An 11,657-nucleotide genomic window follows, 5' to 3' on the forward strand; every position below is an offset into this window, starting at 1 on the left:
GAAGCCAGAAGCGAAGCGAAGACCGAAAGTATTGAAGTAGCACCTTATGTCGAGCCTCATCCCTACTTACGCCTCCACCCACATTGTTGACGGGTTGTCGGAGTACCTCACCACGACCTTCTCGCTGGCAGAGGATCTGACTTCCCAGCAGCTGCGGGAGTTCCTCAACGATCCGCAGGGCGGCATGTTCTACGGGCCGTATGTGCGCACGCGCTTGCCGTATGCACCGGCGAAGTCTTGGGACGGGATTCTGGGTTGGCTGCCGTCTGGTTTCAAGCCTTATCGCCACCAGGCTGAGGCATTCGAGCGGTTGTCCTCGTTTGATTATTCGACGGGTTCGAAGCGGCGACCGTCGCCCACGTTGGTCGTGACGGGTACCGGTTCGGGTAAGACGGAGTCCTTCCTCTATCCGATTCTGGATCATTGCCGTCGGTCTAATGGCAGCGGAATCAAGGCGTTGATTCTGTACCCGATGAACGCGCTGGCATCCGATCAGGAACGCCGTTTGGCCAAACTGCTGCATGCCGAGGCTGAGCTCGCCGGGGTGACGGCGGGTATTTACACCGGCGAGGTGGTTTCTGGTGGACGCAGGAAGGTATCGAAGGATGGTCTGATTTCTGACCGTTCGGTGCTGCGCGATACCCCGCCGGATATCTTGCTGACGAATTACAAGATGTTGGACCAGTTGCTGCTGCGTGAGCAGGATCGTGAGTTGTGGGAGAAGTCCGCGCGGTCCCTGCAGTACTTGGTGCTGGATGAGTTCCACACTTATGACGCAGCCCAGGGCACCGATGTGGCGATGTTGCTGCGCCGACTTGGATTGATGCTCAAGAAGTATCAGCCCGAAGGCTTCCTTACTCCCGAGGATGAAAAGCGTCCTTTGGGCAAGGTGACGCCGGTGGCTACCTCCGCAACGTTGGGGGACAAGAGCACCGAAAGCGCCGAAAGCGCTGAAGGTACCGAAGATGCCGAAAGCACCGGAGACACCAAAGACTCCGGCACAGATTCAGCGGCACCGCACAGCGACATGTTGTCGTTTGCTTACACGGTCTTTGGCGAGCAGATGCCGCCGGATGCCGTGGTCGGGGAGACGCTCATGACCGTGGAAGAGTGGCAGTCTACGGTCGGACCATTGGTGGCGAAGCTGCGTGCCGTCGTTTCAAACGACGAAGACTCTTCGAGCTCCGATTCTGCTGACGTGCTTCCGCCAGTGACGCCAACGCCTTCGGTTGAGGTGATGCAGAACGTCGTTGATGAGGTGGCGGCTGCGGTTGCTGCTTCAGGTTCTGCTGAAGATGCATCGTCATTTGATGTGACGGTGTTCGAGGCCATGAGCCGGCACGTCTTCGGCTCTTTGCCTGGATTGAATTCTTCCCCGGACTTGGCTGACTCGGTTCTGACAATGGCGGGCAATGAACTGGTGTGCGCGATTCTGCGGGAGGCCGCAACGCCGGTGCCGCTGGAGCACGGTGAAGCTGGTGTGCCGGGTACCGAAATTGCGGCGGTGGAACCGCTGGTATCGCGAGTGTTCCCGGCCAGCGTGCTGCGCAGCCACCGCGAGTTGGCAGTCGAGTTCTTGTCGCTGACGTTGTCCTTCATTGCGTATGTGCGCGCGGAGCTCGGTGCCGCATTGGGCTGGGATGGAAAGAAGTTCCCCGGCGTGGAGCTGCACCTGTGGGTGCGTGAAATCTCCCGCATCGATAGGGCGGTGGCGTCATCGTCGCGTTCTTCGGTGTTCAGGTGGTCCGATGATGGCGGCATGGGCGCGCACACGGTGCAGACTGCAGGCGATGCGCCCAAGGCGTGGTTGCCGGCGATTTACTGCCGCCACTGTGGGCGCTCCGGATGGATGTTGGCGGAGCAGCCTGGTGGAGACGCGTATGTCACCGCACCGCAGGAGATTCGCCGCATTGCTATCAGCGCGCCGGAGCGCCAGCGCCCGCTCATTGATGCCACGAGTGAGGTGGCACAGGGCGTTACGCGCGCGGAGGGCGAGAGCTCCCGCGTGGCGTGGCTGAACCTGGATGTGCCGGAACTTCGTGCAGATGCGCCCGATGAGGAGACCATGGAGGAATCCCCCGTGGTGCCGGTGCTGGTTTATTCCGGTGAAGATGCGGAGGAGCGCGCGAAGGCGCAGCAGTGCCCGTCCTGTGGTGAAGACGATGCGATGCGCTTCTTGGGTTCTTCGGTAGCCACGTTGCTTTCGGTGGCGCTGAGCAATCTCTTCGGCATGGATGATCTGGATTCCGCGGAGAAGAAGACTCTGGTCTTTGCGGACTCTGTGCAGGATGCCGCGCACCGCGCTGGCTTCGTGCAAAGCCGTGCGCGCGCTTTCGCGTTGCGCGCGCGAATTTGGCGAGCGGTTCGCTCGTTTGCTGATTCCTCTGAATCGTCTTCGTCGTCTGAAACGACGACAGTTTCATCGCTGTCGGCAGGCGTTCCGTTGTCGTCGGTGGCGTCGCGCATGGTGGAGCATGCGCGTGCGGAATCGGAACCGGCGGTGCGTGCGCGAGCACTCTATGAGTTGTTGCCGCCGCAGTTGAAGGAGTCACCGCGCTACCGGGCGGTGTGGGAGAAGGGCGCTGGTGCTGCGGAGCAGCGGCGTGCGCTGTCGGCGTTGCAGTCGCGGTTGGACTTGGACTTGGCGCTGCAGTTCGGTGACCGGGTGGATCTACCGCGTTCGTTGGTGACGACGGGAACGCTGTCGGTGTCGGTTGGCGTCGATGATGCGGTGCTGCTGTCGGCGGCGCGTGCGGTGGCGGGGACTCTCGCCACGGATGCGGAGCTCTTGGCCTGGGCGCGCGGCGTGGTGGAGTACATGCGCATTGCCGGTGGCATTGCACACCCGTGGCTCAAGGAATACCTGCGCCAGGACTGCAACCCGTGGTTGCTTAACCGCCGTCAGGCGCGTGCCAAGGGAATACCTGCCTTCGTGCGCGGTGGTGCGCCGAAGTTCCCGCGTGCGGGGGCGGCGCTCAAGGGGGCGTTGGGCAAGCGCGATAACAACGCGACGATGCCGCTGGATTCCCAGAAGGGCTGGTATGCACGGTGGACGAAGGCGGCACTGGGGGCGTCGACAAGCAGCGCGTTTGATGCCGCCAACCAGGTGGCGGAGTTGTTCAAGCAGCTCGAGTTCGAGGAGGTGGTGTTCTCCGTGCCGACGGCCACGGGCGGGCGTGTGTATGCGCTGGACCCGGAGAACATCATCGTGCGCGAAGAAGCCGAGCCGGGGCTGTTGGAGTGCCCGGTGTGCCACCTGCGCGTGGGCGTGGATGCCGCAGCGCGTGAGGCGATGTCTTCGGTGGCGTGCTTTACCTTGTCCTGTACCGGGCACTTCGTGCCGGTGGGCGTCGAGGACAACTACTACCAGCGGCTCTACCGCAGCGCGAATACCCGCACCGTGGTGGCAGAAGAACACACCGGCCTGGTGCCCACCCCTAGGCGCAAGGAGCTGGAGGATGAGTTCAAGCGGCCCTTTGCGGAGCAGTCCGCCTCGGCGCCGAACGTGCTCGTGGCCACGCCGACTCTGGAGATGGGTATCGACATCGGAGACCTGTCCACGGTGATGCTGTCCTCCATGCCGCATACGGTGGCCAGTTACGTGCAGCGCGTGGGGCGCGCCGGGCGTTTGACGGGTAACTCGCTCATCGTGGCGTTGGTGCGCGGGCGCGGGCGTGCACTGACCACGCTGGAGCACCCGCTGGAGACCATCGCTGGTTCGGTGACGGCACCCGCGGCGTATCTGTCCGCGCGCGATATTATGCACCGCCAGTTCGTGGCTTACCTGCTGGATAGCACTGATGTGGCGGGCTCGGTGGAGCAGCTGCGCAGCGCGCGCGACGTGTTTACGTATGCCAGCTACTCCGTGGTGGATGCGTTGGTTGAGCTTTCGCCTTCAGTGGTGTTGGCGGCCTATGAGCGTTTTGCTTCTACGGTGGCGCAGCATGCTTCGGCGGAGGTGCTGGATGAGCTGCGCGGCTGGTGCCTGCCGGGTGAGGATGGTGCTGCGTCCGGCATGGTGGCGGACTTGCAATCCGCACGCGAGCGTTGGGGTGCAACACAGAAGCTGCTCTTGTCCCGCCGGGAGGTGCTGGGCAAGCGCGTGACGGAGTTGAAGGCACGCGTGGAGGCCTCCGCGGTGGAGGATGATGAGCTGAAGAACCAGTTTGATGCCACGGTTGCTTCCCAGAGGTTTGTGCGCAAGCAGTTGGAGGATCACGCCGATGAGTACTGGATCAGTGCCTTGGAGCGCTTCGGGCTGTTGCCGAACTTCACGTTGTTGGATGATGCCGTGGAGTTCAACCTGGCTGTCTCCTCCTTCAATGAGGAGGTACAGAAATTTGAGACGGAGACCTATAGCTATAGCCGCGGGGTGTCCTCGGCGCTCACGGAGCTAGCGCCCGGCAATACCTTCTACGTGCAGGGCGTGGGCGCGAAGGTGGACTCGGTGGAGCTGGGTGAGCACCACTCGGCGCTGACCCAATGGCGCCTGTGCCCGGAGTGCTCATATTCGGAGGCCACCGGTGCGGTGCTCTCGAGCGATGAGGAGGTGGCCGTGGCCGCCCCGCGCGTAGGTGCGTGCCCGGAGTGTGGGGCCAAGGGCTTTGCGGATAGGGACCAGCTTATTGATGTGGTGGAGATGACCAAGGTCTATGCCACCGTGGACGCGGCTCGCTCCGCCATCAATGACATCACCGATGACCGCACCTCCCTGCGCTTCCACACGCAGCTGAGTTTTGACGTGCCCGAGGGCGGGCGCGGTAAAGCCTGGTACCTGTCTGATTCCGGCTTCGGTATGGAGTATCTCTCGCACGTGGAGATGCGGTGGCTGAACCTGGGCCGCATGGGCGGCGGCAGCCAACGCACCTTTGCGGCAGTAGAGCGTGAGGCGCCGCTGTTCCGCGTGTGCGAGCGCTGTGGGCACTTGGATTCCGATGTGGGTGCTAACCGCTGGCAGGACCATGCGCCGTGGTGCGAGTACCGCAACGCGGCCGAGGAGCACTCCATTAGCTTTGCACTGGGGCGCAGCCTGGGCACGCAGGCGGTTCTCGTGCACCTGCCGGCGCTGCTAGGAATGGTGGAATCCACCACGCTTCCCTCCTTGGTGGCGGCGCTGAAGCTGGGCTTCAAGGAATACCTGGGCGGCAACCCGGACCACTTGGACGTGGAGCCGGTGCGCGTGGATTCCGATGGCAGCCCGGTGGACATGTTGCTTATTCATGACACCGTGCCGGGCGGTACCGGTTACCTGGCGCAGTTCACGGAACCGGCACACGTGCGCCAGATGCTGCTCGTGGCTTACCGCCGCTTGGCCTCCTGCCACTGCGCTGAAGAGGTGCGGCAGTGCTGCCCGTCCTGTTTGCTGCCCTTTGCACGCAGCAGTCAGATCCCGCAGACCTCCCGCGAGGCCGCGGTGGTGGCGCTGCGCAAGATTCTGGCGGATGACCTCCAGGTCTCTACTGATGCTGATCCCGCTTCCTTTACGTGGGAGGGCCATCTCACCGAGGAGCGCCCGGAGCGTAGCGAACAGTCCAAGCTGGAGCAGCGCTTTGTGGAGCAGCTGCGCGCGGACCTGAAGAAGGAGGGCGCCACGGTGGTGGAATCCATGAAGGGTAACCACGCGCAGTGGGACATCAGCTTTGATGACTCGCGTCATGATTGGGTCATGGAGGAGCAAAAGCAGATTGGCGGAACCATCCCGGACTTCGTCTTCTCCACGCGCGATAGTGCCATCCGTGATATCGCCGTCTACCTCGACGGCGAAGCCTTCCATGCCAGTGCGGTGCACAACCGGGTGAAGGATGACTTTGATAAGCGCAACGGGCTCTACGAGTTGGGCTACCTGCCGTGGTCGCTGACATGGCAGGACATTGATGCCCGGCAGGCAACGGTGCGCGAGGATCCGCCGGCCCCGCCGGTGTGGGCAAGCCCGCAGCTTCGCCCGGTGCTGGCGAAGAAGCACACGGTCTCCCAAGAGCTCCTCAACCGCGTGGACGATGATCCGATCACGCTGCTTCTTGAGTTGCTCAAGGAGCCAACGAAGAACTGGGCGATTCTCAGCATGTCCGCTCTGGTGGAAGCATCCATGGGTGGCAGGCAGCTTCACGACGGCTTTGAGAAAACCTACCTGGGCACGGTCACCGCCAGCGTGGGCGATACCTATCGCCGCCTGCGTTTCGACGCCAGCGACGTCTCCGAGGAGGTCGACGGCTGGCGGCTGTTCCTGGGGCTGAGCAATGTGGCTTACCTCGATCCTGACTTCGCACAGGTGGAGGTGAAGGATTCCGTGGTGGAGGACGTCGTGGCGCGCGGCGCCCAGCCGGTTGCCCCTTCGGCGCCAGGAGGATCTGAGGCCGTTGCGGCGATCTCGTCCGGGTGGGCGGAGGCAGTGGATGCCTTCGCCGACGAGCCGGAGGTGGCGGCAGCGCTGCGAGCTATGGCGGCGGCAGCCTTGCCCGAGCCAGATGCTGACTCCGTGGGCGGTGAGGTTTCCGGTGTTCCGGTCGTGGCGCAGTGGCCGCAGCACAAGGTGCTGTTGCTCTTTGCGGAGGACGCCGAGGACCTGCGCGCTAGCTTCGAGGCCGAGGGCTATGCCGTCTTCGGCGCTGACTTTGATTCCGTTCCTGATTCCCTGACCGCGGCGCTGAGCGCCTCCTGATCCGCTGACTTTAAAAGAGAGGAAAACAATGGCAACGAGCCTGTCCTTCTACCGCCGCATCGAGGACCGCTACAACCTGGGAAACCAGATCCTAGAGTTCTATAACAAGCTGGTGGACGATCCCACGAACCCGTCGCTGCACGTGGAGCCGGTCAAAGACGCGGCGGATAAGCGCGTTCGCACAGCCCGGGTCAACCGCAAGTACCGCGCGGTGCTCTTCGAGCTGCACGATGGCAACGACACCATGTTCGTGCTCATTGACATCCTCAATCACGATGATGCCTACGCACTCGCCACGTCGAAGACGCTCGTGGTCAACGAGGTCTCCGGCGTTCCGTCGCTCGTAGATGCCACAGCGTCAGAGGCCTCGACGGCGATACCGCAGGCGGAGATTGAGTCGCGCGCCAAGCGCCTGGCGGCCGAACAGCGCGCTGCGGAGGCTGCCGCGGCGGCGGAAGCCGAGTCGGAAGCTGAGCCTTCGGCGGAAGCTGAGCCTTCGGCAGATGCCGCAGCGGACGATGAGGGAGTGCGGCCGTGGGATGCGGTGGGCGTCGCCAAGCATGAGCTCAGCGATGAACTCGGTCTTTCCCCGCAGACGGTGGCGGTGTTGGAGCGCGCCGCCACAACGGAGGAAGCGTTGACGGCGCTAGCGGGCGCTCCCGAGTGGGAACAGGATGCGGTGGTCGGGCTGCTGTCCGGGATGAGCGTTGCTGAGGTGCGCGAAGATTTGGGCCTGGCGCAGTCCGCGGTGGCTGAGGCAAGCTCTGATAAGGCGCTGGTGGAAGGCATCAAGTCCCCGGCGGGACGCAGGGCCTTTGTCATTGACCCCGGCGAGGAGGAGCTGGCTGCCATCCTCGAGGGGTCCTTTGCCGAGTGGCGCGTCTTCCTCCATCCAAGCCAGAGCCGTGCGGTCGAAGCAGATCACACTGGCTCCGCGCGCATCACGGGTGGCGCCGGTACCGGCAAGACCGTAGTGGTGGTGCACCGCACGAAGTACCTGTTGCAGAAGAACCCGAAGGCGCGCGTCTTTTTGACCACCTACACGCGTGAGCTGGCCAACGCGCTCAAGGCGCAGATGAATGAGCTGTACCCGACGTTTCCGGAAGCTTCCGTGCATGGCGCGCCGGGGCTGTGGATCAGTGGCGTTGATGCGCTCGTCTTCGACGTGCTGGCGAACGCACAGGCAACCGAGCGCGCCGCCGCGATGGCAGCGGTGCTCAACATCGATGGGGACTTTGTGCCCCGCGGCCTGGATGGCGTAGAGGAAAAGCGGCAGTGGCAGGAGGCCGCGGAGCTGAAGGGTGGCTCACTCCCGCGGGAGAAATCCCACCCGACGTTTTTGGCGCAGGAGTACTCGGCGGTGATCCTCACACAGGGGATCACGGATGAGAAGACCTACCTGCGTGCGCGGCGCACCGGGCGGGGGACTCCGCTAAACCGCGCTGAGCGCAAGGCGGTGTGGGCGATTGTGGAGTACTTCCACGCGGCGTGCGCATCCATTGGGAAGCTGACGTATGCGGCCGCGGCGGTGGTGGCCGCGCACATCGTGGAGCACCGCACAGGCACTGAAGGCATGTTTGACCACGTGCTTATCGACGAAGCCCAGGACTTCCACGCCGGTCACTGGAAATTCCTGCGGGCGGTGGCCAAGCGCGGGCCGAATGACATCTTCATTGCGGAGGATTCGCACCAGCGCATTTATGGCCAGCGGTTGGTTCTGCGTGATTACGGGATTGAAACGCGAGGGCGTGCCACGACGAAGCTGCGCGTGAATTACCGCACGACTCGGCAGAACCTGGGCTATGCCACGGCGATTCTCGACGGTGCCGAGTGGGTGGATTCGGAAGAGAATATCGACGATCTGCATGGTTACCGTTCTGTGCGCCAGGGTCCTGCGCCGGTTGTCTTGAATTCTGAGAGCAAGGCGGAGGAGGCTGAGGCCTTGGCTGCGCGCATCCGGGACTGGACCTCCGGGGATGACGATGTCTCCATCGGTGTGCTGACCCGGACTAATGCCCGCAAGGATGAGATCGCCACGCAGTTGGGCGAGCTGGGCGTGGCCGTGAGCACTGGGCGGCGCACCTCCCGGGAGCGCCCGGTGGCGGTGATGACGATGCACAACGCCAAGGGCTTAGAGTTCACGCACGTCATCTTGCTCGACGTGAGCAGGGAGGCGCTGCCGCAGCGCTACCTGATGAAGGGGCTGGCACCGGCCGAGGCCGACGAGGCGCTGCAGCGCGAGAGGGCTTTGCTCTACGTGGCGGCCTCGCGCGCCCGCGATGTGCTCGTGGTGAGCGTGGTGGGGGAGGCCTCCGAGCTGTTGCCGGGGTAAGTGGTACGGCGGTGAAAAGCGGAAGTTTCTTGAAGATCACTTCCTTGGCCGCATCCCCACCTAATACGTGATTCCTCGTGACCGGAGGAAATCCAAGTAGGTGGAGCAGTGAACCCCTAATGCTGCAGCGGCGTCGGGAAGCTTTACTCTGTTGACTCTGCGCGGTTGGGGTTTCTCATCGGTAATGATTGAGAGGTCTCGGGCATGAGCAGAAGCCACGATCCATGAATCGGCAGCGTCATTGAGAAATTCTTGTACTGCTGCTTCATCAAACCGAGGCTTGCGCTGGAAGGCTGCCCATTTGGATAAAAGACGGTATGACTCAATTTCAGCGTCGTCTACGTGCAAGATTTGGCCATGAGGGACGAAGTCCTGGAACCACTCTGAAACAGAGTCTTGTCTCCGTTCCAGTTCTTCTTGTACAGTGTCATGGAAGAAAAACGTTTGAGTGGCCACGAAGGTTTCGAAAGAGCTCCAATAACTTGGAAACACGTCGCGAGGATAACTTCGAACCGCGTTGATAACAATATTGGAATCAATTAGGTAGCGCGTCATGGCAGCCCCTGGTAGCGATCCACCAAAGCCTCAATAGTGCTGATTTTTTTGATACCAAGCTGACGGGATGCTTCGCGTTCACCAATTCTGCCTTCAGCGAGCGCTCCAGTGACCGCTTCGAGAAAGAGCCCGCCCAAACGGGAGCGTAGGCCAAGAGTGAAGTCACCACCGCCAGACTGTTGCGTTGTCCTTGGGCGTGGGGCTTCTTTGATGAAGCGCTGACCAGCTTCTCGGGGGAGCGCACCGTTACCTACGAGCAGCCATACAGTGACGTCACGGCTGACCCCGAAAGTTTTGTATGCCCAATGGCACACTGCTTCTAAGTCTTTGGTTTCGGCCCATTTTGTGAGCAAGTCCTTGGCAGAGACAAGAAATTCTGCAGCGAACTGATTGCACCAACGCTCGACAGCGCGCTGATTGAGAGAGCCGCCGGAAACACCTTGTTCGCCAAGAAGCACGTGGCCGAACTCGTGGGCCAAGCTAAACAATTTGCCCACTCCAGAATCACTGGTGTTGATGAAGATGAGGCCATAGGAATTCCGGATCAACGTAAAACCGCGGAACTCATCAGGATCGAGCTTGTGGTGGGTGTTATTGCCCACGATGGAGCTGCGCATAACCAAAATGCCGGCGCGCTCAATGGCATCAGCCAGCGTTGCTACGCGGCTCCGGTTGCGCTCATGCTTACCTGGAGTCCAATTTAGAAGAGTGCTTGACCAGTCGGCGGCCTTTTGCGCCGGCGTATCTGTAGAGAACCGACCGATAAAACTAGGCCCTGTAATACCGTTGGCGAGGGCATCCTCTGCATACCACTCTAAGCGTCGTTCACAGGCATAGATCGTCTGCTCAAGCGCAGGGCTGCATCCGGACAACGGAGTGCTCCCGTGGGTCCTAAAATCAGGAAGGCGAGGGGTACGTTGGACAGGCTTTTCGAGTAGTAGATAGCCAAAAGGGATCCCAGCAAGCTTGGCCAGCTTCTGTGCTTGCCTGAATGTTGGGGTACTTTCACCTATTAGCCAAGAACGCAAGGAGCGGAAGTCAGGCTTCTTTTCCAATTCATTGATGGGGAGCTGCGTTCTCTCAACTGCCCATTCAAGGACAGGCGGGGACATGGGGACGCGCACGGTCATAGCCCCTCCTATCGATGCATACTGCCCTGGTAATTGAGTGTTGGAAGCAAGTTTAGAGGATAAAAAGAACGTACGTACAGCATGGCTCCGGACGCTCACAACGGCTGACGCGCCCGTGAAGAGAGATAGCCTTATCTTCACAGGCGCGCATCAGCGTTAGAAGGTGCGAGCTTACCGCCCAAAGTTCTGCACGGCGTACAACCGGCCGTCGGGGGCGACGGTCAGGCCGATTCCCACGGACTTAGCGCGGGGGTCGAGCAGGTTCTTGCGGTGGCCGGGGGAATCCATCCACAGCTTCACCAGGCTGGCATCGGAGTAGTCGCTCCATGCTTGGAGGACGTTCTCACCACCGGCGGGCAGGCCGGCGGGGTAGAAGGTCCAGTAGTTCGGACGGTGGCGAGTCCTGCCATCGCGGCTCAAGGTATTGGCCCAATCCTGTGCCAGGTTGGTCAGGTTCGGGTCAACGCGCAGCGGTGCGAGGCCATTGGCCACACGTTGCGCATTGGTTTGATTAATAAGGCCTTGAACGCTGGCTGCAGCGTGCGGAGCCGGGGCTGCCGGGCCGGCAACGGACGGCATGGTGAAGCCGAAGTCAGCCGGGTTGAATGCACCGAAGGAACTGCCAGCCTGAGCAGGGGCGTTGATGGAACCGGCGAAGAGTGCTGCAACGGCAGCAACCGGGGCGACGATCTTTGTGGCTTTATGTCCGAATGGGAGGCGGAACATGGCGGGCACCTCTTTCTGCTTCAGGTGTTAAGTGGAGGCTTTTTCGACCTCGTACCGAGCGGTACTTTCACTTAAAATTAAAGCTCTTCGGGGCACTGAAAAGCCACCTGACCAGCAGTTTTAAGGTTTGTCTGTGAGTTTATGTGTCTTCACGCGGCGGGCTTAAGTTTCTTTTGGGTTTGCCGCCCTGAAGGCTTGAAATTGCATAGTTTTCTTTAGAAACGACGGGCGGCGGGGGTAGAACTTGGGGGTGGCT

At 61.6% G+C, this 11,657-nt stretch carries 5 protein-coding genes; 2 read left to right on the plus strand and 3 right to left on the minus strand.

Annotated features, from left to right (window positions below; translation table 11 throughout):
• The first annotated feature begins 46 nt into the window (after nucleotides 1–46).
• Together ACUY3D_RS01870 and ACUY3D_RS01875 are read left to right on the plus strand one after the other, a co-directional pair.
• Complete coding sequence (locus tag ACUY3D_RS01870) at nucleotides 47–6,658, plus strand: DEAD/DEAH box helicase (protein ID WP_448240227.1); 6,612 nt, start codon at nucleotides 47–49, stop codon at nucleotides 6,656–6,658.
• A 28-nt stretch (nucleotides 6,659–6,686) separates the two neighbouring features.
• Nucleotides 6,687–8,990: a 3'-5' exonuclease gene (locus ACUY3D_RS01875; RefSeq protein WP_448240228.1), complete on the plus strand. Its 2,304-nt coding sequence runs from the start codon at nucleotides 6,687–6,689 to the stop codon at nucleotides 8,988–8,990.
• Nucleotides 8,991–9,050: 60 nt separating this feature from the next.
• Here ACUY3D_RS01875 and ACUY3D_RS01880 read toward each other — a convergent pair whose 3' ends face one another.
• The 3 genes from ACUY3D_RS01880 to ACUY3D_RS01890 form a co-directional block, all read right to left on the minus strand.
• Entirely contained in the window at nucleotides 9,051–9,545 is a 495-nt protein-coding gene (locus ACUY3D_RS01880; protein WP_144675527.1) for a DUF4411 family protein, read from the minus strand.
• Complete coding sequence (locus ACUY3D_RS01885; RefSeq protein WP_250224484.1) at nucleotides 9,542–10,675, minus strand: ImmA/IrrE family metallo-endopeptidase; 1,134 nt, start codon at nucleotides 10,673–10,675, stop codon at nucleotides 9,542–9,544. The genes ACUY3D_RS01880 and ACUY3D_RS01885 overlap by 4 nt, the downstream gene beginning before the upstream one ends.
• A 171-nt stretch (nucleotides 10,676–10,846) precedes the next feature.
• Nucleotides 10,847–11,401 (minus strand): CAP domain-containing protein, encoded by a 555-nt coding sequence (locus ACUY3D_RS01890; RefSeq protein WP_070565169.1) that lies wholly within the window; start codon nucleotides 11,399–11,401, stop codon nucleotides 10,847–10,849.
• Nucleotides 11,402–11,657: the final 256 nt, after the last annotated feature.

The sequence above is a fragment of the Corynebacterium guaraldiae genome (genome assembly GCF_053480195.1).